This is a genomic window from Arthrobacter sp. Z5-13, from assembly GCF_056499105.1.
On sequence record NZ_CP096460.1, the window covers coordinates 1342051 to 1365553 of the forward strand.

General features: G+C 60.4%; 23 protein-coding genes, 1 tRNA gene and 1 pseudogene. 15 read left to right on the plus strand and 10 right to left on the minus strand.

Translation table 11 applies throughout. The annotated features are described in order from the left end of the window. Window positions 1-72: 72 nt before the first annotated feature. A complete protein-coding gene (locus M1E02_RS06380) occupies window positions 73-696 on the minus strand; it encodes a 5-formyltetrahydrofolate cyclo-ligase (RefSeq protein WP_479377265.1) in 624 nt (207 codons plus the stop codon). 94 nt (window positions 697-790) lie between these two features. On the opposite strand from M1E02_RS06380, the gene galU reads away from it, so the two are divergent. From galU to M1E02_RS06405, 5 genes are all read left to right on the plus strand, one after another. Continuing rightward, a complete protein-coding gene (gene galU / locus M1E02_RS06385) occupies window positions 791-1696 on the plus strand; it encodes a UTP--glucose-1-phosphate uridylyltransferase GalU (RefSeq protein ID WP_479377266.1) in 906 nt (301 codons plus the stop codon). Window positions 1697-1702: 6 nt separating this feature from the next. After that, on the plus strand, window positions 1703-2320 hold the full coding sequence (locus M1E02_RS06390) for a GNAT family N-acetyltransferase (protein WP_479377267.1): 618 nt from the start codon (window positions 1703-1705) through the stop codon (window positions 2318-2320). A 144-nt stretch (window positions 2321-2464) separates the two neighbouring features. Beyond that, entirely contained in the window at window positions 2465-3448 is a 984-nt protein-coding gene (locus tag M1E02_RS06395) for a hypothetical protein (protein WP_479377268.1), read from the plus strand. Window positions 3449-3476: 28 nt separating this feature from the next. Then, on the plus strand, window positions 3477-4277 hold the full coding sequence (locus M1E02_RS06400; protein WP_479377269.1) for an SDR family oxidoreductase: 801 nt from the start codon (window positions 3477-3479) through the stop codon (window positions 4275-4277). A gap of 47 nt (window positions 4278-4324) precedes the next feature. After that, window positions 4325-4397 (plus strand) — tRNA-Ala (locus M1E02_RS06405). Between the two features lie 59 nt (window positions 4398-4456). Here the strand turns inward: M1E02_RS06405 and M1E02_RS06410 are convergent. From M1E02_RS06410 to M1E02_RS06425, 4 genes are all read right to left on the minus strand, one after another. Continuing rightward, the gene (locus tag M1E02_RS06410) at window positions 4457-4759 is read right to left on the minus strand and encodes a DUF4193 domain-containing protein (RefSeq protein WP_247046398.1); all 303 of its coding nucleotides are present in this window, start codon (window positions 4757-4759) and stop codon (window positions 4457-4459) included. A gap of 118 nt (window positions 4760-4877) precedes the next feature. After that, window positions 4878-5351 (minus strand): hypothetical protein, encoded by a 474-nt coding sequence (locus M1E02_RS06415; RefSeq protein WP_479377270.1) that lies wholly within the window; start codon window positions 5349-5351, stop codon window positions 4878-4880. Window positions 5352-5357: 6 nt separating this feature from the next. Continuing rightward, window positions 5358-6353: a magnesium/cobalt transporter CorA gene (corA, locus tag M1E02_RS06420; protein ID WP_479377271.1), complete on the minus strand. Its 996-nt coding sequence runs from the start codon at window positions 6351-6353 to the stop codon at window positions 5358-5360. Window positions 6354-6438: 85 nt separating this feature from the next. Then, on the minus strand, window positions 6439-6990 hold the full coding sequence (locus M1E02_RS06425; protein WP_479378082.1) for an Lrp/AsnC family transcriptional regulator: 552 nt from the start codon (window positions 6988-6990) through the stop codon (window positions 6439-6441). 170 nt (window positions 6991-7160) lie between these two features. Between M1E02_RS06425 and M1E02_RS06430 the strand changes: the two are divergent. Then, a pseudogene (locus M1E02_RS06430) lies at window positions 7161-8375 on the plus strand (MFS transporter); the annotation flags it as partial. Here the strand turns inward: M1E02_RS06430 and M1E02_RS06435 are convergent. Continuing rightward, on the minus strand, window positions 8373-8879 hold the full coding sequence (locus tag M1E02_RS06435; protein ID WP_479377272.1) for an Lrp/AsnC family transcriptional regulator: 507 nt from the start codon (window positions 8877-8879) through the stop codon (window positions 8373-8375). The pseudogene M1E02_RS06430 and the gene M1E02_RS06435 sit on opposite strands and share 3 nt — an antisense overlap. Window positions 8880-9011: 132 nt before the next feature. Between M1E02_RS06435 and M1E02_RS06440 the strand changes: the two genes are divergently transcribed. Then, the gene (locus M1E02_RS06440; protein WP_479377273.1) at window positions 9012-10175 is read left to right on the plus strand and encodes a trans-sulfuration enzyme family protein; all 1164 of its coding nucleotides are present in this window, start codon (window positions 9012-9014) and stop codon (window positions 10173-10175) included. An 87-nt stretch (window positions 10176-10262) separates the two neighbouring features. Further along, a complete protein-coding gene (locus M1E02_RS06445) occupies window positions 10263-11222 on the plus strand; it encodes an N-acetylglucosamine kinase (RefSeq protein WP_479377274.1) in 960 nt (319 codons plus the stop codon). A 16-nt stretch (window positions 11223-11238) separates the two neighbouring features. Here the strand turns inward: M1E02_RS06445 and M1E02_RS06450 are convergent, their stop codons facing one another. Next, window positions 11239-12294: a pirin family protein gene (locus tag M1E02_RS06450; RefSeq protein ID WP_479377275.1), complete on the minus strand. Its 1056-nt coding sequence runs from the start codon at window positions 12292-12294 to the stop codon at window positions 11239-11241. A gap of 319 nt (window positions 12295-12613) precedes the next feature. Here M1E02_RS06450 and rsgA point away from each other — a divergent pair, with 319 nt between their 5' ends. From rsgA to M1E02_RS06470, 4 genes are all read left to right on the plus strand, one after another. Next, window positions 12614-13807: a ribosome small subunit-dependent GTPase A gene (rsgA, locus tag M1E02_RS06455; protein ID WP_479377276.1), complete on the plus strand. Its 1194-nt coding sequence runs from the start codon at window positions 12614-12616 to the stop codon at window positions 13805-13807. Window positions 13808-14089: 282 nt separating this feature from the next. Beyond that, on the plus strand, window positions 14090-15025 hold the full coding sequence (locus tag M1E02_RS06460; protein ID WP_479378083.1) for an ABC transporter substrate-binding protein: 936 nt from the start codon (window positions 14090-14092) through the stop codon (window positions 15023-15025). A gap of 61 nt (window positions 15026-15086) precedes the next feature. Further along, entirely contained in the window at window positions 15087-16307 is a 1221-nt protein-coding gene (locus M1E02_RS06465) for a pyridoxal phosphate-dependent aminotransferase (protein WP_479377277.1), read from the plus strand. Between the two features lie 105 nt (window positions 16308-16412). Next, window positions 16413-17267 carry a polyphosphate kinase 2 family protein gene (locus M1E02_RS06470; protein ID WP_479377278.1) on the plus strand — a complete coding sequence of 285 codons (855 nt, stop codon included), beginning with the start codon at window positions 16413-16415 and terminating at the stop codon, window positions 17265-17267. 12 nt (window positions 17268-17279) lie between these two features. On the opposite strand, the gene M1E02_RS06475 is transcribed toward M1E02_RS06470, so the two are convergent. Then, window positions 17280-17507, minus strand: coding sequence for an exodeoxyribonuclease VII small subunit (locus tag M1E02_RS06475; RefSeq protein WP_479377279.1), 228 nt, complete (start codon window positions 17505-17507; stop codon window positions 17280-17282). Window positions 17508-17578: 71 nt separating this feature from the next. Then, complete coding sequence (gene xseA / locus M1E02_RS06480) at window positions 17579-18889, minus strand: exodeoxyribonuclease VII large subunit (RefSeq protein WP_479377280.1); 1311 nt, start codon at window positions 18887-18889, stop codon at window positions 17579-17581. Window positions 18890-19091: 202 nt separating this feature from the next. Between xseA and M1E02_RS06485 the strand changes: the two genes are divergently transcribed. Next, on the plus strand, window positions 19092-19949 hold the full coding sequence (locus M1E02_RS06485; RefSeq protein ID WP_479377281.1) for a hypothetical protein: 858 nt from the start codon (window positions 19092-19094) through the stop codon (window positions 19947-19949). A gap of 41 nt (window positions 19950-19990) precedes the next feature. Beyond that, the gene (locus M1E02_RS06490) at window positions 19991-21070 is read left to right on the plus strand and encodes a 4-hydroxy-3-methylbut-2-enyl diphosphate reductase (RefSeq protein WP_479377282.1); all 1080 of its coding nucleotides are present in this window, start codon (window positions 19991-19993) and stop codon (window positions 21068-21070) included. Here M1E02_RS06490 and M1E02_RS06495 read toward each other — a convergent pair. Continuing rightward, complete coding sequence (locus M1E02_RS06495) at window positions 21067-22290, minus strand: DNA recombination protein RmuC (protein WP_479377283.1); 1224 nt, start codon at window positions 22288-22290, stop codon at window positions 21067-21069. The two genes, M1E02_RS06490 and M1E02_RS06495, sit on opposite strands and share 4 nt — an antisense overlap. Window positions 22291-22409: 119 nt before the next feature. Here M1E02_RS06495 and ychF point away from each other — a divergent pair, with 119 nt between their 5' ends. After that, window positions 22410-23495 (plus strand): redox-regulated ATPase YchF, encoded by a 1086-nt coding sequence (gene ychF, locus M1E02_RS06500; RefSeq protein WP_479377284.1) that lies wholly within the window; start codon window positions 22410-22412, stop codon window positions 23493-23495. The last annotated feature ends 8 nt before the right edge of the window (window positions 23496-23503 follow it).

Here is a 23503-nt window from a genome sequence, read left to right on the forward strand (position 1 = left end):
GTTTCCGGATGTCAGTCATTAGCAGTCGCAGGGCCTGAGTGCCAATTCTATCATCCCGGCAGTTGGCGTCGATCAAAGCTGGATGATCGCCGAGGGTGTCAGGATTGAGCGGACCGGCCGGTCGAAAACTTCAGTCGGAATGGAACCCTCTGCCAACACTTCGTTGTCATAGACAATGGCGATTCCGGGAACATTCCACCCGCCTTCACCGAGTTCAGCCAGTAGGCGGTCGTAATAGCCACCTCCCTGCCCAATTCTGTTGCCCGTTCGGTCCACTGCGGTTGCTGGCAGGAAAATTCCTGCTGATGACCCGACAACACTGATGTCATGATGTTCCCCCACTGGCTCTTGTATGGGGGCGTATTCGCTTCTTGTGAAGGCTGATTCGGGGGTCCAGTAGACCCAGCTCAATTTGCGCTCCGGCATGCAGACCGGCAGCAGAATCCGGTTGCCGGCCGCGTAGAGTGCATTTATGAGGGGGAGGGTGGGCGGTTCCGTTCCAACTCCGAGGTAAGCGGCAAAGGTGGCTGATCCTGTTGGTCGCAATCGACCCGAAGCCAACTGCTCCGAAATCTGCTGGTTTGCCCAGGTCAGACCGTGGATCACCAGGTCCTTACCTGCCTGGTCCCGGGCATTCGCGGGCATGGCGGCACGTGCCGCCCGGTGCCGGGAACGCAACATTTCTTTCACTGACATTAGGCCCCTTTCAGCCTCCGCCACCGCGTCTTTTAGGGCAATCTCAACACATGAACGATTACCCAATAGCTGGCTCCTCCGTTAGATTAGTCCAGTGACTACCACCAACGCATCCGTCCGCAAAGCTGTCATCCCCGCCGCGGGTCTCGGAACCAGATTCCTCCCGGCAACGAAGGCAATGCCGAAGGAAATGCTCCCCGTCGTGGACAAGCCAGCCATCCAGTACGTCGTCGAAGAGGCGGTCAGCGTGGGTCTCAGTGACGTGCTGATGATTACGGGCCGGAACAAGCGTGCACTGGAGGATCACTTCGACCGGGTCCCGGCCCTTGAGGCCATGCTGGAGGCCAAAGGGGATACCACCAAGCTGGAGTCTATTCAGGCAGCAAGCAACCTGGGCGACATTCACTATGTGCGGCAAGGCGATCCCAAGGGGCTTGGCCATGCGGTCCTCCGCGCCAAACAACACGTTGGGCATGAGCCCTTTGCCGTGCTTCTGGGCGATGACCTGATTGACGCCCGGGATGAACTGCTTAGCACGATGATCGAGGTGCAGGCCAAAACAGGTGGCTCAGTTGTGGCGCTCATTGAGGTGGAACCTTCACAGATCAGTTCCTACGGTTGTGCCGACATCGAGGAGCTTGATGGCGAGAACTATGTCAAGGTCAACCACTTGGTCGAAAAGCCCGAACCGCATGAGGCCCCCTCAAACCTGGCCTTGATTGGCCGTTACGTCCTCCACCCCGCAGTGTTCGAGGTGCTGGAAGGCACTGAACCAGGCCGTGGTGGGGAGATTCAGCTGACGGATGCCCTGCAGGAACTGGCTGCTAGCGACGCTGATGGTTATGGAGTCTATGGTGTTGTTTTCCGGGGCCGGCGCTACGATACCGGTGACAAACTGAGTTATCTGAAAGCCTGCGTGGAACTGGCCTGCGACAGCGACGACCTTGGCCCAGGGCTTAGGGACTGGTTGCCTGACTTCACGGCGAGCCTGTCTAAATAGCTGTCGATGGGCAGTTCCATTTGGCCGGTGACGCTAACCTGCGGCGAGCTCGTACTACGGCCCATCCGCTACCGGGACCGCAAGGAATGGACAGAGGTCCGTTCCCGCAACCGGGACTGGCTGGCGCCTTGGGAGGCTTCAAACCCCACGCCTGGCGGCGGACTTCCCAGTTACCGTCAAATGGTCAGATCGCTCAACATCCAAGCGGCTCAAGGAACGGCGCTGCCTTTTTTGATTACCCAGTGGACTCCGAATGTCCGTGAGCCGGTAATTATCGGGCAGCTCACTGTGTCCTCAATTGTGTGGGGCTCTGCCATGATGGCAACCCTCGGCTACTGGGTGGACAGGTCGCATGCAGGCAGGGGTGTTGCCCCCACTGCGGTGGCTATGGCCACTGACCACTGCTTTGGTGCCCTGGGGCTTCATCGCATGGAAATCAACATCAAGCCAGATAACGGCCCCAGCCTTCGCGTTGTGGAGAAGCTCGGTTTTCGGGATGAGGGTTATCGGCCGCGTTTCCTCCATATCAATGGCGAATGGGCGGACCACCGGTCATTCGCTCTCACATCTGAAGAAGTTCCGGAAGGAATTCTCAACCAGTGGCTCCAAAACGGTCCACACTAGGACCAGCTCAGACTCAGGTTCAGATGTCCCTGGAAGACAACGCGATGCCGAAGGCCACGATTAGACCACTGATTTTGACACCGACCTGCGACACACCGTGGCCAATGCGAGTCCCCTTCGTGTATTGCTCATACCGTTTTGAGTGTGGACTTCCCTCTTAGCAGCTCAGTGATCCTTGTTATCGCTGTCGCGCTCTGGATTGTTTGGGTTGCCCCCTATGTGCTCCGTAACGGCCGGCAGCAGCTGCAGGCCGCTGGTGAGGCAGTATTGGAACCCGTCGACGTCGAAACAACAGACCCCCAAGCCGGAACGGTCATGAAAATGGCCGTCCAGCAGGAGAAAACCATGGACAGCGTGCCCGGTACTGAATCCGTCAGGGAAGCATCACCCCGCGACTCGGAACGCCAGCCTGCGGTGCCTCCTAAACCATTCAGGATCCGCTATGGGCGCTGCGCAATTGCGCTGATCGGATTGCTGTCCCTTCTCGCTGCGGCAACGTCGGGGGCCTTTCGTCTTTTCAGCATTGGGCCGATTTGGTTGCCGTTTGTTGCTTTGGCAACCGCCATTCTGACAGTGGCTTTGCTCCGGCGGCTCGCGGTGCGGGATCGGCGCGCTAAAGTGCAGGCCGCGTTCAGATCCGCGATGAGCGCTCCAGGAGGGAGTGCCAGTCAAGGCGCGGATCGGACCACGGGAAACCAATCTGATGTCCGGAACCGCTCGGAAACCCGATCGAATGGTGACGTCCCTTTATTTGATGCCGAAGCTTCCCGCCCGCAGGTCAAGCCGCTGACCGCATTGGAACTTCGGCAGGCTGCTTTGGCTGAAGCGGTGGCGTCAGGGGATCACAGTGTGCGGCGTCCGTTTATGTCGGCCGATGTGCCAGGCGGGATGGGTGCCAGCTGGGAGCCGGTGGAGGTTCCCAAGCCCACGTATGTTGAGGCAGCCAAAGCCGAGCGCGCAGCGCCGGGACCCCTCGAACTGCCGGAGGCCCCGAAGGCAGCAGGCAAGCCTTCCTTGAAACAGGGCGCGTCCGCTGCGCCTGCCGCCCCGCAGGCAAAGCAGCCAGTCACGAAGCCTCAAAGCGCGCTGAGCAACCTGGATGACGTCCTTCAGCGCCGTCGCGCCTGATAAGCCCAAGCTGTCGTGACCTCTGAACATGTTTAGTATCTGCGTTGCTGGTGGCACCGGCCAAGTGGGCAAGGAAGTTGTCCGCCTGGCACTTGAGCGTGGTTTAGAGGTTGCCGTCTTCAGCCGCCACCCACCAAGGCCAGGCTCGACTGAGTATCACGAGGGCGCCATCTATTGGACTGCAGACCTTGAATCGGGATCAGGCGTGGCGGAAGCCTTGGCGGGTGCCGACGTCGTCGTAGATTGCGTCGAGGGGCGATCGCCAAAGGCGACTAAGGGCTTCGCTGATGCGGGAGAGCGGCTGCTGCACGCTGCGAGGCTGCAAGGGGTCCGGAAGGCCGTGCTGCTTTCCATCATCAATTGTGATCAGGTCAGCCTGGCTTACCAGAGATCAAAAGCTGAGAAAGAACAAAGGTATGCCCGCGCGGACTTGGGGACTGTTGTGGTCCGGACGACTCAATTCCACAGTCTCCTGGCAGAGGTGTTCTCGGCGGGTTCACGGGTGGGGCTGATACCGGTTATCAAGGGTGCACGCTTCCAGACGATTTCTCCCTCAGAAGCAGCTGCTGCCCTGCTGGAGGAGGCTTTGGCCGACCGACCGCCGGAGGCTCACCGCGTGCTTACGGTTGGCGGTCCTGAGATCCTCACAATGAGGTCGATGGCAGAAACCTGGCAGAAGACGACGCACGGCCGCGGAAAAGTCATTGAACTGCCGTTGCCAGGCAGTATGGGTAAGTACCTTCGAGGGGGACACAACCTGATCCCTGAACAAACGTTTGGCCGCGAGACCTTCTCCGCCTGGTTGGCAAAGAATGCGGATAGTTTGTAGCCTAAGGACGGCAGTACTGGACCAGACGCAAAAAACGTTCTTGTCTGGGGGCTATAGCTCAGTTGGTAGAGCGCTTCGTTCGCATCGAAGAGGTCAGGGGTTCGAATCCCCTTAGCTCCACATTTTGCAGGGCCTGAGGAAGGCCGGGAAACCCGGCCCTCCCACTTGCTTGGAAGTTCTCAGCCTTCGCAGTCGATGCAGTAAGCGTGCCCGCCCTTTTCACGGGCGATCTGGGAACGATGCCGGACAAGGAAGCATGAGTAGCAGGTGAATTCATCCGCCTTCTGGGGGATGACCTCAATACTCAGTTCCTCACCGGACAAATCGGCGCCCGGCAGTTCAACGCCGTCTACCGTGTCCGTCTCGTCAAGTTCCCGCACGACGCTCCGTGCATCCGGAGAATTCGCAGACTTGAGCGCCTCGAGTGATGCGTTCCGCGTCTCCGCGACGTCTGATCGGATTTCGTCGTAGTCCGTTGCCACCTGATATGTCCCTTTGCTTTGCCTAAACCTGTCGGGATAGAACGGTACATCATGAAAGCAAGTACTGCCCGTTTCTTTGCCCGCATACGAAACAGGTTGCGCTAAGGCCAGACGATGTTCAGGACCCCTGGACACCTTCAACCGGCAGCACTTCTGAGGATTCAACAAGCTCGAGGGCAGAAAGCGGGTTCGCAGGATCCAAGTTCAGCGGGCTTGCTGAGACAAGAAACACGGTCACGTTGCACTGCTCCAAGACGCCGGCGACTTCAACAAAGCGATTCGCCAACCGGCTGGATCCGCTGACCATCCCCGCGACACCGGCGTCCACCACCCACGTCCCATATGCGGCCGCAAGTTCAGTCAGCTCCTTTGCCGGAATGTTCTGCTCCAGCAAATCGCCGAGGCTTATCCACAACACTCCGCCCTCGGGGTGATCACCAGTCAGACGAGGCTGGCCGTCCCTGGGTGGCTGTCCCTGGTGAGGCGGAGGCCGGAAGAGCCCGAAAGCACCCAACTGCCGTGCTGTCCCAGGGACAATGATCCGCCCGCCACCGAAACCCAGGCTCCAGTCAGTATTCTCTGTGCCGGTCATCCTGAGCTACAGCCAGCCCTTCTTTTTGAAGATGACGTACATGAGTCCGGCCATGCCTGCCATCAATGCAAGGGACATGGGGTAACCGAATGCCCAATGAAGCTCCGGCATGAAGTCGAAGTTCATGCCGTAAACGCCGGCCACAAATGACGGGGCAAAGAAGATAGCCGCCCAGGAAGAAATCTTCTTTACCTGTTCGTTCTGTTCTGCACTGGCTTCGTTTTGCCGATTGGCGGTCAGAGTGCCGTCCAGGGTCAAGGCGTTCTGCAGCAAATCACGGAACGAATCTGCGCGGGAAATCAGCCGTTCCACGTGGTCCTCAACGTCCCTGAGGCTGTGCTGGAGTTCGGTGTCGACGCTGTATTTATCGAATCCCCGCTTGAGGAGTTGCATCATTCCCGGTAGCGGATGGATAGCACGTTGGAATTGGATGACTTCCCGGGCCAGTTCGTAGATTCGTCGGGAAACGTGGGAGTCACCGCTGAAAAGCTGGTCCTCGATCTCATCGATATCATTTTCCAGCCCGGCCACCACTGGAACATAGTCGTCAACCACCTGGTCCATGAGCGCGTAAAGAACGGCCTCCGGTCCGTGGGCGAGCAGTTCCGGCTTGCTTTCGAGCCTGCGCCGCACACGGGCAACGCCGCCCGTTTCAGCGTGGCGTACGGTGACCACGAAGTTTCGGCCGGTAAAGATGTGCAGCTCGCCGAACTCCACTGTTTCGGATTCGTCGATGTACCTGGCCGGCCGCAACACGGTGAAGAGGTTGTCCCCGTACCGCTCCAGCTTGGGACGCTGATGGGCAGAGATCGCATCTTCGACCGCAAGCTCATGGAGCCCAAACTCTTCGGCTACCTCTGCCATCTCGGTTTCAGTGGGCCGGTACAAGCCTATCCATGCCATTCCGCCATGCTGGCTGAGCGTCTCAAACGTCTGCTCAAGAGTGTGGGGTTGCGAACTGCGGACCCCGTCCACGTAGACGGCGTTGTCGATGATCGTCACGAAACGGACAGCCTGTCATTCAGGCATGCGGAAGCCCTTAGGGGCTCGCATGGGGCCGGGTGGGTAGGAGACGGGGGCACCAATTTCATGTTGAAATCCTATTCCCCTCTTTGGGACCGGATGTTCCCTCCGCGGGGTTGCCCCGATTCTGTTGCCGGGCCAGCGCATCTCCCTGCGTAAGGCGGCTAATCAATGGCTCAGTCCGGTAAGGAATGTGAGTGTGCAGAGCCAAGACCGTCTCTGTCCGGATTACGCCTTTGATCCGGAGAACGGAGCGAAGAGCTGACTGGAGATTATGAGTGTCAGTGGCCACCACCCTGCACCACACGTCTCCACGACCGGAGATTTCGTGGACTTCCAGTACCTGGGGCAGCAACCGTAAGGCGCCAACCACTCCGTCGAGTTCGCGGTGGGTCACTTCGATGGTGACAAAGGCGACGACGTCGTATCCCACAGCTTCAAGGTCAATTTCGCGACCACCATGGTGAAGGATGCCCGAGCGGAGCATTCGCCGTACCCGGGACTGAGCGGTGTTGCGGGCAATCCCCAGCAGTTCGCTGAGTTCGCCGATCTGAATCCGCGGGTCCCGGATCAATTCAAGAAGGATCTTCAGATCCGTGGGATCTAGTTGGTTCAAATCGTCACTCCGGCTCACTGTAGCGGTCACTGATTGACAGTTTTGATCAAGTTTTGCATCTTTTTCAGTTCTGGGAGTCATTCGGGAGGGACTATGTAGCTATCAGATTTGCCCGGCAAGCTCCGGATCCCACAAGGATCAGGTTGTCCGGAACAAGAAAAGGCATTGAAATGACTGTCTTCAGCGAGCTCCGTATGTCCGCCGCCGCCGTCAGCCCCAGGGGCTGGGATGCTTCCACCACGGCCCGCCTGGTCCTGGCGGGCATCGTGATCTTCACCTTGCTGGTTGGAGCGAATTTAGCGACGCCGCTGTACTCCTTGTACCAGTCCCAGCTCGGGCTCACTTCGCTGGATATCACCCTTGCCTTCTCCGCGTATGTGCTCGCTCTGGTGGCCACGCTTGTACTTGCCGGCCATTGGTCGGACCATATTGGCAGGCGCGCTGCACTGCTGCTGGCAGTTTTGGTGGGGTTGATGGGCGGCCTGGTCTTCGCGACGGCGGGTAATCTTGCCGCGCTTTCGGCAGGCAGGGCACTCCAGGGCATTGCGGTGGCACTCGCGACAGGCGCAAGTTCTGCAGCGCTTCGCGAACTTCTGCCCTCGCGGCCGGACTGGGCTTCCCGGTTCACGCTGCTTGCTTCGGCCGGCGGTGTGGCGGCCGGTCCAATGATCGGGGGAGTGCTTTCGCTTCTGCCGGGGCCCACATCGACGCCCTTCGTCGTCCACTCCCTTGTCCTCAGCGGCCTGCTCGTGCCTCTGTACCTGCTGAAGGCCCGCCCTGCCGCCCGGCCGGTGGAGGGTGCATGGCCCATCAAGGCGCTGGCGCCCCGGCGGCCATCGGTCTCCCCGGAAGCCCGTGGGGCGTTCTGGCTCGCCGCCGCCGTGGGCTTCCTCAGCTTCGCGGTGTTCGGATTCTGCCTGTCCCTTGCCCCGGGGTTCTTTGCCGCGATAGTCCATGTGGATTCGAGGCCCATGATTGGTGTCCTCGCAGGATTGACGCTGGGTTCATCAGCGCTGAGCCAATTGCTTGCGGTCCGCGGCCGTTATGTGGTCCCGGTGGGCCTTGTTATCCTCGCATTTTCGGTCGGGCTGATAGCCGTCGCGGCTGCTTGGAGCAGCCCTTGGTTATTGGTCCTTGCGAGTATGGGCGCAGGACTCGGCCAAGGCATTTCTTTCCGGGCCGCCTTCAATGACTTGGCTGGCAGGACACAACCGTCCCGGCATGCGCAGGTCATCAGCGCTGTCTATGTCATCACGTATCTGGGCAGCGCCGTGCCGGTGATCGGCTTGGGGTTTGCGACGACGGCGTGGGGCCTTCCGGTGTCCGTCACGGTCTTTGTGCTGCTCTGCGCATGGTGCGCAGTCATTCTCGCGGTGGTCAGCTTACTCCGGCAGCGGGCCGTGGTTGCCCTGAATATGCTCGAACACCAGGGTGGTTTCGGTGTGGCCCACGACGGGGTCGGTGGCCAGGTTGTCCAGCACCCAGTCCCTGAGGTCTTCCGTCGTGGCGACGGCGATATGCAGCAGGTAATCGACCGAACCTGACGTGTGAAATGTCGACAGTACCGCTGGGAGTTGAGGTACGCGGGCCGTGAACCTGTCAATCTGGTCACGGTCGTGCGCGCGCAGCCGGACGGCCACGAGTGCCTGAACCGATCGACCGATTGCCGAGAGGCTCAGTTTTGCCTCATAGCCTTGCACTATTCCCCGCTCGGACAGGGCACGGGTGCGCATCAGCGCTGTTGAAGGGGCAATTCCCACCAGTTCAGCGAGTTGCTTGTTGGAGATCCTCGCATCGGCCACGAGAGCCGCGAGAAGTTTCTCGTCAATGGCGTCCAGCGGCTCGCTGGTCAGTGATCCCGGCCGAATATTCTTCGCATTACTCGCCACAAGTCCTCCTCAGGGTGTGCTCGGTTCATCATAAACCGCTCCTTCTGCTCAAAGAATTCAGCCCACCTGTGCAATCCCGAATAAATGCCACATACTTTCGACGTTCAATGATGAATATTCAGAAGGAGTCCGGTGCTTTCGTTCGATTCACTTGCGGTACATGCGGGGCGCGACGGGTTGACAGAACAAGGCGTGCACGCAGTCCCTATCGATTTCTCCACTACCGCACCGCTGCCTTCTGTGGTGGAAGGCGGGCTGGCTTATGAACACCTGGCGACCGGCGGTGCGCATCTTAAGGATCAGAGTACGGTCTACCAGCGGTTATGGAATCCGACCGTCGCACGGTTTGAAGATGGGCTTGCTGCCTTGGAAGAGGCTCCTGAGGCTGTTGCCTTCGCCACGGGGATGGCTGCTCTCTCGGCAGTGCTGCTTGCCGTTGCTTCCGCTGGCAAAAAGCACGTTGTCGCGGTCAGGCCGCTCTACGGCGGAAGCGACCACCTCCTCGCCACAGGATTGCTTGGGACAGAGGTTACCTTCGCAACTGTTCAGGAAATCAGGTCTGCCCTTCGACCGGAAACTGGCATGGTGATTGCGGAGACCCCCGCAAATCCAAGCCTGGAGCTGGTAGATATTGCGGCGTTGGCCGCCGCCGCTGATGGCGTTCCACTGCTCGTGGATAACACTTTCGCAAGCCCTGTCCTGCAACAGCCGCTGAGGCACGGGGCAGCCTTGGTTCTGCATAGCGCCACGAAGTTCCTGGGCGGCCACGGAGATGCAATGGGCGGAATTGTGGCAACCTCGCCCGAATGGGCGGCCAGGCTCCGCGCCATCCGCGCGGTCACTGGAGGGATCCTCACGCCCTGGCCCGCCTACCTGCTTCACCGCGGACTTGCCACCCTGCCCATCAGGGTTAGGGCGCAGCAGGCCACGGCGTCCAAGGTGGCGTCGGCGCTGGCGGGACACGGTCTGGTCAAGAGGGTCCTCTATCCGGGATTGCACGAGTGCGATCCCTTGGGGCTGGTGGGCACTCAGATGTCCGGTCCGGGCTCCTTAATGGCCTTTGAGGTGGGCAGCCCTGAGCATGCCCAACGCATTCCATCGGCGGTCAGCCTGATCACTCATGCGGTATCACTAGGTGGAATTGACACGCTCATCCAACATCCTGCAGGCCTGACCCACAGACCGGTGAGCGGGAAAGCGCGGCCAGGGCCAAACCTGCTGAGGCTCTCGGTGGGGCTTGAAGGTGCCAGCGATGTGGTGGCGGATCTCGTACAGGCCATTGAGCGCACCCACTAAATGACGGAAGTAAATCCCAGACAATGTTGCAGCCTTTGTTGCGCCTTCATTGCAGGGCGTCTGCCGCAGGTTAAGTAGTCTGTTCAGGTGAACAGTGCAGACAGCTTCCCGGAATCGAATCCAGTCGACGCAGACCGCCTCCCTGCCGGGACGGTTGCAGGCAGTGTCATCGGCCTGGACATTGGAGGAACCAAGACGCACGGTGTCCGCTTCCTCGACGGCGAAGCGGTCGCAGACGAGGTTGTGGGCAGCGCCAACGTCCAGAACGTCAGCCGTGACGAAGCGGCTCGGAATCTAGCCGAACTGTTCGCCCGAATAGGCGGAGGATCCGTCGCGCACGTGTACGCCGGGGCCGGAGGAATAGACACCGACGACGACGCTGCCGCGCTCGCGTCGCTGATCGCACCCCATGTACCGGGGGCGCGGATCACCGTTGTCCATGATTCACGGCTGCTGCTTGCTGCGGGGAGCGCCAGCACGGGCGTCGCTGTTATTGGTGGCACAGGATCCGCGGCCTGGGGGCGAAACGAGGCCGGCAAAGAAGCCAGGGCTGGCGGCTGGGGATACCTCTTGGGAGACGAAGGCAGCGGCTACTGGCTCGGCCGTGAGGCTGTCCGCCACAGCCTCCGGCGAATGAACCAGGGCTTCGAACCTGACGAGCTCACCATTGCACTGCTTGAATCCTGCGCTGTTGATCACCCCAACAAGCTCATTGCACTCTTCCATTCGGCTAAGACAGGGCGGCGGTATTGGGCCCAGCGGGCCCGCCTGGTCGTGGAGGCAGCCGCGAACGGCCACGCCACCAGCCTGGCCTTTCTGGTACAGGCAGGCAGCGACCTGGCGGATTTGGCCGCGGAAACGCTTCGGCAGCTCGACGCCGACGGCCCCGTAATTCTTGGAGGAGGGCTTGCCATGCACGTTCCGTGGATCCAGGACTCCTTCCGTAAACACCTGGCCGCCGAAGGTATCAAGGACGTGCGGGTGTTGGACCGGGAACCGGTATTCGGGGTTCTTCAGCTTCTTCAGGAGCAGCCGGCAGGGGACTGATCCGCACCACCCCCGATCAGGAACGTGTTCGCGGCCTAAGCCGTACACCCGGCAAGGGCGGGGCGGCTATGCGGCCAGCTTCGGGGCCAGCGTCGGGACCATGCCCCCTCACCACTCCGAAACGGCCGGCCTCCACTGAATATTCAGTAATGCCTGCCTGGGCCTCCCAATCCTCACGGGCCAGCGCCACTTCATCGTGGGTCCGGCCAACGAAGTTCCACCACATCAGCAGCTCTTCCTGGAAAGGCTCGCCGCCCAGCAGGATGAAGCGGGTACCTGCAACCGCCTCGAGATCAAGGAAATCCCGTCCGGTTCCGAGATAGCACAGGGGGCCCGGCGTCACGTGCTGCCCTTCAATGCCCACGCTGCCGTCCAGAACCAGGACGGCATGCTCAAACTCCGGGTTAAGGGGTAACCGGATAGGTCCCTGGGCTGTGATGTCCGCTCCTACGATGGGCGAATACACGGTTGCCGGCGACGTTGATCCGCCGAAAGTTCCCACCATGACCGTTGCCAGGAAGCCCTCGCCCTCAACAGTGGGCAACTCGCGGTGCTGCTCGAATGCTGGCGTCCTGTCCCGTTCGCTGTCCGGCAAGGCAACCCAGAACTGAAGTCCCCGCTGCAGCGGCAGTCCCTGGCCGCCGTCGGGCGTTTCCTCCTGATCCGTGACATGGGAAGGCTGAGGGAGCACGGCGAATTCTGAGTGTGAAATGCCATGGCCGGCTGTCATGATATTCAGTTCACCGGGGCGGACGATAACGTCGCTCCCCACGCTGTCGCGGTGGCGGATGGTGCCGAGGAGTGGCCAGGTGACCGTTTGCAGGCCGGTGTGCGGATGGGGCAGGACGGACATTGCCACTCGGTCGGGCCCGAAGCTGTCCAGGAAGCACCAGGCTCCCACGGTTGGCAGGCCTCGCTGGGGGAGAGTGCGCAGGACATTCATTGCACGTACACCGCCCAGCGGAACTTCGCGGGCCGGCCACAGCTGCAGGCAAGGACCGGCCCCTGAACCTTCGCCAATGTCTGCAGGCGGGCATATTTGTTCCCGGGGACTGACTTCAAGATTGGTCACCTCCCCACTGTAGAACCGAATGCAGCGCCTGTGCATGGCAATGGCAACGGCAATCTGCGGATCCTGCAGCCGGTATCTGGTCCTGCCCGTGGTATGGCCAGCAGCGCCAGAGTTCGATAACCTGTCAGAGTTGCCGGTTTGCCCGGCCATTTCAAGGACGCTCTGTGGAAGTAAAAGGGAGGTGGAAGTGATGACTGTCATAGTTCTGCGCGCCTCGCGCCTCAATCACTTTAATCTTCCTGCCCTGTCTGAACAGACTTCCTAGCGGCTCACAGAATCGCTGTCGAAGCACTGGCGGGGCCTAGCAAAAGGCTTCCCATTGAAAAACATCAACAGCCTTTCATCGGCTGAATACCCTCTAGAAAGACCCTCAAACAGCAGATCCGAGCTGGCCGGTCCCGTTCAATACGGATTCACGCCAGCCAGAGCTGCGTACTTCGCGGCCAATCCTTCAACAGGCGGAACGATGCCTGGGCGGGTGGCGCGGGTGGACCGCAACCTCGTGTTGGTGGCGGCCGCTGAGCAGTTTTTCCATGTCCCCTACCCCCTCCATAGCTCTGTCCCTGCAACGGGCGACTGGGTCTGGCTGGGCATGAACGCATCAGCCGAGCCCGTCATTGCCGGTGTCCTCCCGCGCTACTCGGAACTAAGCCGAAAACGTGCATTTGCAGCGTCTTCGGAAGTCCAGGTACTCGGGGCGAACGTGGACATCGTGGGGGTCGTGGTCCCGGTGGACCGCCCGCTCACCCACAACAGGATCGAGCGCACCCTCGTAGCGGCCTGGGATTCAGGCGCCACTCCGCTCGTCATCATCACAAAGGCGGATCTGGCCAACGTCGCGGACGACGTCGTGGGTCAGGTCATGCTTCAAGCAGCCGGTGTGGATGTGGTCACCACATCGGCAGAACAGCACGACGGTTTGGAGGAACTCTCAGGCCGTTTGCCGGCAGGGAGCACAGTGGTTCTGTTGGGGCCTTCGGGAGCGGGAAAATCCACGCTGATCAACGCTTTGGTCGGATACCAGGCACAGGACACCGGTGATGTCCGCGCCGGCGACGGCAAGGGCCGGCACACCACTACCGCGAGGGAATTGGTTCCGCTGCCTGGCGGTGCCGTCCTCATGGACACCCCCGGCGTTCGTGGCTTCGAACTGTTCGACGCTGAGGGCGGCATGGGCCAGATGTTCGGCGACCTTGCGGAACTCATGGAGGGCTGCAGGTTTTCTGATTGCGCCCATGATCTGGAGCCCGGATGTGCTGTGCAAGCTGCACTGGACGACGGATCCCTGGATAGCCGTCGCTGGGCCAACTACCTGAAGCTCCAGCGCGAGCTTGCTGCATTGAACAGGCGCCACGATGCTGCGGCGCGGAGGGCTTACCAGCGGGAATGGCATCAGAAAGTGGTGACGGCAGGCAAAAGCCAGCGGGCCGCTGAACGCTATGGCCATGAACAGTCTGTGGGGCGGGACGGTAAACCTCGAAAGCCCGGCAAATCCGGAAAGTCGAGGAATTAGGGCAACTCCGGAAGGAACTAGCGGCCGCAATGGGGACGGATTCGCATCAGGACCCATCCACTGCCGGCTGGTTCCGAATCCAGGGTGACACCATTCTGGCCTACCCGGTCCCTCAGACTTTCTTTGAGGGGCTGGGTAGGCTGTGGTTGGCACTTCCGCTCATCGGGACCGCCCACAATGCCCGACCGCGGCCAGCCAGGCTGCAGTCGATTGAACAGCCTCCGCAACGCTGGAGCCTGTTGTCCGAGGAGGTACGTTTTGAAGGATTTACGACGTCAATTGATGCGACGCCGTGCGTGGGGCGGATTCGTCGCAGGTTTGGGCCTGGCCCTGGCCTTGAGTGCTTGTGTGGGCTCATCGGATCCGCTGACCCCTGCACCTTCGACCAGCAGTTCCGGTTCAGCCAGTGAGCCGCTTGTGATCGCTTCGGGGGACTTCGCAGAGAGCCAGATCATCGCCGAGGTGTACGCGGGAGCTTTGAACGAAGCCGGGATTACGGCCAGCACTACGCCCAATATCGGCTCCCGTGAGGTCTACTTCAAGGCGATCCAGGACGGCTCCATCGACGTCGTCCCGGACTACAGCGGCAAGCTGCTGCTGCTGACGGACAAGGAGGCCACCCAGGTCTCAGCCGATGAGATTTTGAAGGCGCTGCCCGGCAAGCTGCCGGACGGCCTGGGGGTGCTTGATGCCTCCAAAGCCGAGAACAAGGACGCCATGGTGGTAACAAAGGCAACCGCGGAAAAGTATCAGCTGAAATCCCTCGCCGACCTGGCGAAGGTATGCAGCGAAGTGGTGGTGGGTGCTCCGGCCACGTTTGCCGAGCGCCCCCATGGCCTCCCCGGCCTGAAAAAGAACTATGACTGCGTGCCCAAAAAGCTGGAACCGTTCAACGATGGTGGCGGAGCCGTTACTGTGAGGGCACTGCTGGAAGACCAGGTGCAGGTTGCCGATATCTACACCACCAGTCCGGCCATTGCCGACAACGATCTTGTGGTGCTGGAGGACCCGAAGAACAACTTCATTGCCCAGCAGGTTCTTCCGCTCTACAACAAAGCCAAAATGACCGACAAGGCGAAGGAGACGCTGAACAATGTCTCCAAGGCGCTGACCACGGAGGACCTCATCAACCTCAACCGGGCTGTCAGCGGCAACCAGAAGCAAGAGCCAAAGGAAGCAGCACTGGCCTGGCTCAAGGACAAGGACTTCATCAAGTGAGGGCCCCGGGTGTGAGTCAAGTCTCAGGGGATTAACATCCTCCATATGGCATATTTGATGGATGGCAGAATTCAAGCAGTCCACCAAGCTTCATAATGTCCTCTACGACATCCGTGGACCGATCCTCGAGGCTGCGCAGCAGATGGAGGCGGAGGGTCACCGAATCCTCAAACTGAACATCGGCAATCCTGCCCCGTTTGGATTTGAAGCGCCCGACGCCATCCTGGTGGACATGATTCGCCATCTTCCCCATGCCCAGGGATACAGCGATTCCCGAGGCATCTTTTCTGCCCGGACAGCCGTTTCCCAGTATTACCAGACCCGCGGCATCCAGAGCATAGACGTTGACGATATCTACTTGGGCAATGGTGTGAGTGAGCTCATCACCATGTCTCTGATGGCATTGCTCAACGATGGCGACGAAGTGCTGATACCCACCCCGGACTACCCCCTTTGGACGGCTTCGGTGGCACTGGCAAGCGGAAAGCCCGTGCACTACCTCTGTGACGAGGAGTCGGGCTGGCAGCCTGACCTCGAGGATCTGGAAGCGAAGATCACTCCCCGCACCAAGGGGATCGTAGTGATCAACCCGAATAACCCCACTGGCGCTGTTTACCCGGAGAGCACGCTCCGGAAGATTGTCGCGCTTGCCGAGAAGCACGGGCTGGTGGTTTTTGCGGACGAGATTTACGAGAAGATCCTGTATGAGGACGCCGTCCATGTGAATATGGCTGGCCTCACGGGTGACGCCGTTCTCTGCCTTACTTTCAGCGGCCTCTCCAAGGCCTACCGTGTCTGCGGCTACCGCGCCGGATGGATGGCCATTTCGGGACCCAAGAAGACAGCGGCTGATTACCTCGAGGGAATCAACTTGCTGGCCAATATGCGCCTGTGTGCGAACGTGCCTGCGCAGCACGCCATTCAAACGGCGCTGGGGGGCTATCAAAGTATCAACGACCTCATCCTTCCCGGCGGCCGGCTCCTTGAGCAGCGAAACAAGGCCTACGATCTTCTGAACGCCATCCCTGGTGTGAGTACGCAGCAGGCCCGTGGTGCGCTCTATCTCTTTCCCCGGCTGGACCCCGAGGTTTACCACATCCGGGACGACGAGAAGTTTGTCCTTGACCTGCTGCGTGAGCAAAAGATCCTCGTGTCTCATGGGCGGGCGTTCAACTGGGTGCGGCCGGATCACTTCCGGATGGTCACGCTTCCGAACGTGAAGGATATTGAGGAAGCAATTGGACGCATGGGGGACTTCCTGAGCCGATACCAAGGCAACTAGCCTGTTCTCATCAGTTCACGCCCGGTTCCCGGAGGTGAGCGTGCGGATTGTGCTGCTTAAGCAGTCACAGCCGTCAGGATGCACGGCAGCGGAAAGAGGCTTCCCATGGCAGCGGTTGTGAAGTTCGGACAGAAACCCTCGCAAACTCTCGTGTCGGCAAAAGGCTTCAAGTTGGTGGATGTCGATGCTGACTCGACGCCTGGCTACGCCGGTGTAAAAGAGGACGGCAAGGCCCTTCTGAAGAACCTTGATGGCGAACTGACGGAATTGCAGGAGATGCTTTTCGCGGAGGCCAAGTTCGGCGGAACCAAGCGCATTCTGTTGATTTTGCAGGCCATGGACACAGCAGGCAAAGGGGGCGTTGTCTCTCACGTTATGGGCGCTATGAATCCGCAGGGGGTGCAGTTGAAGGCCTTCAAGGCACCCACGGACGAGGAGAAGTCCTACGACTTCCTCTGGCGGATTGAAAAGGAAGTGCCGGCAGCGGGCATGGTGGGAGTCTTTGACCGCTCGCACTACGAAGACGTCCTGATCCACCGTGTATACGGCTGGGCTTCAAAGAAAGAGCTGGAACGCCGCTACATTGCCATCAACGAGTTCGAAGCGCGGCTGACCGACTCCGGAACCCGGATTGTGAAGGTGATGCTCAACATCAGCCGGGATGAACAAAAGAAACGTCTGCTGGCCAGGTTAGACAATCCTGCGAAGCACTGGAAGTACAGCACCGGGGACCTGAAGGAACGGGCCTTCTGGGGCGACTACATGGATGCTTACCAGGCTGCCATCGATGCAACGAACACCAAGATTGCGCCTTGGCATGTCATTCCTGCGAACAAGAAGTGGTATGCGCGGATAGCGGTCCAGCAGTTGCTCCTGGACGCGTTGAAGGAGCTGAAATTGAAGTGGCCGGTGGCTGACTTCGACGTGGATCAGGAAAAGGCACTTGTTGAGCGGTCCTGAGTAACGCTCTGGTCAGCTCTCCTGGACGTGGTCCCGTGCTGCGGCGAGCCTCTTACGTGCGCCTTCGAGCCACTCCTCACAACGTTTGGCCAAGGCTTCGCCACGCTCCCAGAGGGCAAGCGATTCTTCCAGGCTGGCTCCTCCCGCCTCCAGCTTTCCCACAATTCCCACCAGTTGCTCCCGCGCTTCTTCATAACTGAGCGAATCGATGTCCGCCTGGTGGTTCTGTGCCGCTGCCATGGTGGTGCTCCTTGCTGGGTTATCGGGTTAGTGCGACGTCCAAGGTGAGGGACGTCAGTGCTGGATGACTATCAGTGTTCGATGATTTCTGTTCCGCCGGTGGATACGGCCGTAAACCTGCCACCGGCCACGCGGACCGACAGTTGCGCGTCCGCAGGAGCCTGGGAAGGGTGGCGCACAATTTCCCTGCGCGGGGGTTCCCCGGGATTTCCTGAGCTGCCGTTCAGGGCAAGCTGGACCACCGCGTATCCCCGGTCCAGGGTCTTCTGGGGTGACAGGGCACGCACTTGCGCTGTCAGGTGTACCAGCCCATCGGCTGCCCTTGCCAACGCGATGTCTATTGACGAACCGGAACGGCTCCTCAATCTTTCGAGATCTTCGTGCCGGCTGGTCAGGAGGGCCTCGGGTGCTGCAAGAACGGGACGGCTTCGCAAGGAACCCAATCGCTCGCTTTCCCGTTCCACAAGGCGGGTTACACAACTGCGAAGACGGTCCCTGGACTGCCTGACCCTGAACAGTTCCTCCACAACATCCGGAACAATTCTTTTCGCCGCGTCTGTGGGGGTTGAAGCACGTAGATCAGCGACGTCGTCGAGGATAGGACGGTCCGCCTCGTGGCCAATGGCGCTGACCACAGGCGTGGCAGCCCGTGAAACGGCCCTGACGAGCTCCTCGCTGCTGAACGGCAGGAGGTCCTCCAAGGCGCCTCCGCCTCTGGCGATGACGATGACGTCGACCAGAGGTGCCTCGTCCAGTTCCTTCAGTGCTGCGATCATTTGGGAGACCGCCGTGTTCCCCTGGACGGCGACTTCCCGGATCTCGAACTCGACGGCAGGCCAGCGCAAAGCCGCGTTCCGGAGGATGTCCTTCTTGGCGTCTGAATCGCGGCCCGTGATGAGTCCGATCCTGTGGGGGAGAAGGGGGAGTGGTTTCTTCCTTGCGTCGGCAAAGAGTCCTTCAGCGCCCAGCGCCTGCCTGAGCCTTTCGATCCTTGCCAGAAGATCGCCGAGGCCGACAGGACGTATGTCTTTCACGGCCATATTCAGCCGGCCTGTTTTTACCCAGAACTCCGCTTTGAGCAGCGCGACCACACGTGATCCACGCTCAAGGGGCGCGGTTTGGCGGTCCAGAAGTTTGGTCCAGACGGAAGCGGGAAGGGAGATCTCCGCATCGACATCCCGAAGGGTGAGGAACGCGTTGGTTCCCCGGCGGTTGAGCTCAATAACCTGGCCCTCCACCCAGACCGACGGCGCCCGTTCAATGTGCGCCTTGAGCTTTTGGGACAGCAGTTGCAATGGCCACGGGTTCTCAGGGCTCGTTTCCGCAGCCGTAGCCGGCACCGTCGTTGTGGTCGTGATGTCTTCAGACACGCGGCAATCCATCGGTGGTACCTGGCTGATGCATGGGCGGTGATCCTTTGAGGGTGTTTAGAGCGGGGTGTTTCTGGGCGTTCCGCAAGGTGGTTCAGATATTAATCACTCTATCCATAGCTCTATCATCACGGGCCGACATCCCTGTCTGGCACGTGGCTCTCCGGCCCGGCCTCTAGGATGGCTGTATCCCAACCAACAATTTAGGACTCCCTTGCGCACATTTGTTTCCGCCATAGCGGTCATGATCGGCTTACTGCTTGCGGCTGTGGCCGTTCCCGCGATGTGGGTCGATCAGAACGTTGTTCAGGAGAACGGTTTTGTCCGGTTGGCGTCTCCGCTGGGTCAGGATCCGGAATTCCAGCGACGCCTGGCATCAGCTGCTGTAGCCAGTTTCAACCCGGCAGGACAGACGCCGGATTTCCTGGCGGACGGCATGGTGCCGGTCCTGGAGGCTGCGGCAAGTTCCCTTACGGGCCTGCCAGGCTATCCTGCAGCGTGGGAGGAGACCTTGCGGAGGAGCCACAGGCTCAGCTTCGCCGAGCCCGGCAGCTTTCCGCCCGAGGCTGCTGCCTCGACGGCCCTGACACTTGATGTTGCCCCGCTGCTTGGTCTGCTGACACAACAGGTTTCGGAGGCCTCGGGATTGCCCTTAGACCCTCCAGGCGAAACGCTCATCAACGTCGGACAATCCGGACACCGCGAACTGATCGCGAACCTTACTGCGTACGCGCCCATGGGATATGCCGTGGCCGCCGGCTCCGGGCTGGCCTTTGTCCTCGCGCTGGTCTCGGCCCGCCGTCGCTGGCTCATTTTCCTGATGGCCGGGGTAGGAGGACTATTTCTGGCAGCAATTTGGAAGCTTGGATCTGATTTCGCATCCGCCGCCGCCTCCGCATTGCCGTCCGGGAACGCTGTTGCAGAAGTTTTCCAGAAGGAACTCGTCGACGCGTCGGCTGGATCGTTTGGCCAGTGGATCAACACGTCTTTCTGGACGGCAGGGTTCCTGTTGCTGGCAGGAATAATTCTGGCGATCTTCCAGGGACGTCGGGCTGGATCCCGCCCGGACTGACCGAAGCAAGGCACCTGCAACGGAGCCGGTAGCATTGAACAATGACCTCCACAGCTGTATCCGTACCAATGCCAACAGTTCCGCGACGGCGGCGAACGCCTGAGGAAGTGCTGGCGGCGGGCCCCGTCACGGGCCCGAAAAAGGTCCTCCTGGCGGCTCCCCGCGGCTACTGCGCCGGCGTCGACCGCGCCGTTATTGCAGTGGAGAAGGCCCTGGAGCACTACGGCCCGCCGGTCTACGTTCGCAAGCAGATTGTGCATAACGTGCACGTTGTCAGTTCCCTGGAGGAAAAGGGAGCCATCTTTGTTGACGAAACTGACGAAGTCCCCGAAGGTGCGCTGGTGATCTTTTCGGCACATGGCGTCTCCCCGGCAGTGGTTCAATCAGCCGAGGACCGCGGGCTTAGGACCATCGACGCCACCTGCCCCCTCGTCACCAAAGTCCATAAGGAAGCGGTGCGTTTTGCCAAGGATGATTTCGATATCCTCCTGATCGGCCATGACGGCCACGAGGAAGTGGAAGGAACGGCAGGCGAGGCGCCCGAGCACATCCAGATCATCAATGGTCCGCATGAAGTGGACAAGGTGACGGTAAGAGACCCGGAGAAAGTAATCTGGCTGTCCCAGACCACTTTGAGTGTGGACGAGACCATGGAAACCGTCCGCCTCCTCAAAGAGCGTTTCCCGACGCTTCAAGATCCGCCCAGTGACGACATCTGCTACGCCACGACCAACCGACAGGTGGCCATTAAGAAGATCTCCCCTCAGGCCGAACTGGTTATAGTCGTCGGCTCCGCCAACTCGTCAAACTCGGTTCGTCTTGTGGAGGTCGCTCTGGAGTATGGCGCGAAGGCGTCCTACCGGGTCGATTTTGCCAACGAAGTGGACGAGACCTGGTTTGAGGGTGTCGCGACAGTCGGCGTCACTTCCGGTGCCTCCGTACCTGAAGTGCTGGTCAAGGACGTCCTCCGCCTCTTGGCTGACTACGGCTACGGAACGGTTGAGGAGGTCGTCACCGCTGAGGAAGACCTCCTGTTCTCGCTGCCTAAGGAGCTCCGCGCCACCCTCAAGCAGGCCGGCGACGTGACAAGGGCCTTGGGCGGGCGCGGAGCCCGCTCCTAGGCCGCGGATTCCTCTTCGCGCAGTTCGGTCTGCAGCTCGGGAGCTGCGATGGAACGAGGCGTGACCTCGACGGCGGCGGGTGTTACCAGGCCGCTGGCATCAAGGGCGTTCAGCTTGCGTGCGGTGGGCAGAACCCTTGCCTCAAGGGTGCCTACCAGCGAGTTGTAGCGGTCTACGGACGTTTTCAGCGACGAACCCAGCTTGGTGACGTTCTCTCCCAGCGTTCCCATGCGCTCGTACAGCTGCTGACCCAGCTCAAACAACTCCCGTGCGCTGTCAGTCAGGACATCCTGCCGCCAGGTGAAGGCAACCGACTTCAGGACCGCCAATAAAGTCCCGGGCGACGCCAGGACCACGTTCTTGTTCAGTGCATAGTCCAGAAGCCCAGGGTCTGCCCCTAGAGCCGCGGCGAGAATGGATTCTGCGGGCAGGAAGCAGATCACGAGTTCCGGCGAATTGCCCGGAATGTCCCAGTACTTCTTATTGCTCAAGGAATCCACGTGCGCCTTTAGTGCCTTTGCGTGCGCGGCCAGAAGCATCTGCTGGGCGTTTGCCCCTGCCGCAGGTTGTGACCGGACGTCAATGGCCACGGACTCCTGAGCCTGCAGATAAGACGACAAAGGCACCTTGGCATCGACAACCAGTTGCTTGTCACCTGGGAGCTGAACCACCAGGTCAGGGCGGACCGAGTTGTCTGTTCCTGCGCTGTGGAGCTGCTCATGGAAGTCAACGTGGCGCAGCATTCCGGCGGCTTCAACAACACGCCTGAGCTGCACCTCGCCCCATTGGCCGCGTGCGCTGTTCGAACGAAGGGCTGATTCCAAGGCATGCGTTGACCTCAGGAGCTGTTCGTCGGAGAGGCGGGCCTCCTGCAACTGCTGGGCCAGCTGCCCGTACTGCTCCAGCCGGTCACGCTCGAGAAGCGACACCTGCTGCTGTACCGCGGAGAGCTTTTCGGCTACAGGGCCCAACGCCCGGAGAACGCTTCCGTCCTGGTTCCGCGACTCACCCAGCTCCCGGTTTTGTGCCGCTAGGAGCCGGCGTTCGGCGTCGGCTGCCGCAAACTGTGCCGAAACCTCGGAAAGCCGGGCGGAGACGCCGTCGAAATCCTCTTCAAGGTCCCGATTGCGGCGCCGGAACATTACAAAGGTGACAACGGCCCCGGAAACGGCACCCAAGAGGAACATCAGAAGAGCGAGAATCAGTGCAAAAGCGTCCATGCCTTCACTGTGACATGCGCCTACGACAGTTTTAGGAACAGACGCACCAGGTTCGGCCCCCTGGTGGATTTTCGGCACCGGCCCCGGCTTTTACGGCGGTGCGGGTAGAATCTATGCTCGTGGCTCTTACTATTGGCATCGTCGGACTGCCCAACGTCGGCAAATCAACTCTTTTCAACGCACTGACCCGGAATCAGGTGCTGGCTGCGAACTATCCGTTCGCCACCATCGAACCGAACGTGGGCGTTGTGAACCTGCCCGACCCCCGGCTTCAGGAGCTCGCGAAGATCTTTGGCTCCGCGCGTCTCCTGCCGGCGGCCGTCTCCTTCGTTGACATCGCAGGCATCGTCAAGGGCGCCTCCGAAGGTGAAGGCCTGGGTAACCAGTTCCTGGCGAATATCCGCGAGGCAGAAGCCATCGCTCAGGTGGTCCGGGTCTTCGATGACCCCGACGTCATCCACGTCGACGGCAAGGTGGATCCCCGCTCCGATATGGAGACAATCAACACCGAGCTGATCCTCGCAGACCTGCAGACCATCGAGAAGGCCATTCCCCGGATCGAAAAAGAAGTCAAGATCAAGAAGCGGGAAGCTGCCGAGCTGGCAGCCATCAAGGCTGCCCAGACCGTCCTGGAACGCGGCGACACCATCTTTTCGTCCATCAAGAGCGACAAGCTTGAGATGGAGCACCTCAAAGAGCTCAGTCTCCTCACCGCCAAGCCCTTCATCTACGTGTTTAACTCGGACGAAGGAATCCTCGGCAGCCCCGAGAAACAGGCTGAACTGCGGGCCTTAGTGGAACCCGCCGACTGCATCTTCCTCGACGCCAAGCTGGAATCCGACCTCGTTGAGCTGGACGAGGAAGAGGCACGCGAAATGCTGGAAATGAACGGCCAGGACGAATCCGGACTGGATCAGCTGGCACGCGTGGGCTTCCACACCCTCGGGCTGCAGACCTACCTCACGGCGGGCCCGAAGGAAACCCGGGCCTGGACCATTCACCGGGGGTACACTGCGCCACAGGCGGCGGGGGTCATCCACTCGGACTTTCAGCGCGGCTTCATTAAGGCTGAGGTTGTTTCCTTCAAGGACCTCATCGAGGCCGGATCCATGGCCGAGGCGAAGTCCCGCGGTAAGGTCCGCATTGAAGGCAAGGAATACGTCATGGCCGACGGCGACGTCGTGGAGTTCCGCTTCAACGTATAGTCGAGTTC

Coding starts and splice junctions, on each gene's coding strand:
- M1E02_RS06380 (WP_479377265.1), bottom strand. CDS start 696: ATGTCAGTGAAAGAAATGTTGCGTTCCCGGCACCGGGCGGCACGTGCC.
- M1E02_RS06390 (WP_479377267.1), top strand. CDS start 1,703: ATGGGCAGTTCCATTTGGCCGGTGACGCTAACCTGCGGCGAGCTCGTA.
- M1E02_RS06400 (WP_479377269.1), top strand. CDS start 3,477: ATGTTTAGTATCTGCGTTGCTGGTGGCACCGGCCAAGTGGGCAAGGAA.
- M1E02_RS06415 (WP_479377270.1), bottom strand. CDS start 5,351: ATGACCGGCACAGAGAATACTGACTGGAGCCTGGGTTTCGGTGGCGGG.
- M1E02_RS06460 (WP_479378083.1), top strand. CDS start 14,090: ATGCGACGCCGTGCGTGGGGCGGATTCGTCGCAGGTTTGGGCCTGGCC.
- M1E02_RS06465 (WP_479377277.1), top strand. CDS start 15,087: ATGGCAGAATTCAAGCAGTCCACCAAGCTTCATAATGTCCTCTACGAC.
- M1E02_RS06470 (WP_479377278.1), top strand. CDS start 16,413: ATGGCAGCGGTTGTGAAGTTCGGACAGAAACCCTCGCAAACTCTCGTG.
- M1E02_RS06475 (WP_479377279.1), bottom strand. CDS start 17,507: ATGGCAGCGGCACAGAACCACCAGGCGGACATCGATTCGCTCAGTTAT.
- xseA (WP_479377280.1), bottom strand. CDS start 18,889: ATGGATTGCCGCGTGTCTGAAGACATCACGACCACAACGACGGTGCCG.
- M1E02_RS06490 (WP_479377282.1), top strand. CDS start 19,991: ATGACCTCCACAGCTGTATCCGTACCAATGCCAACAGTTCCGCGACGG.
- M1E02_RS06495 (WP_479377283.1), bottom strand. CDS start 22,290: ATGGACGCTTTTGCACTGATTCTCGCTCTTCTGATGTTCCTCTTGGGT.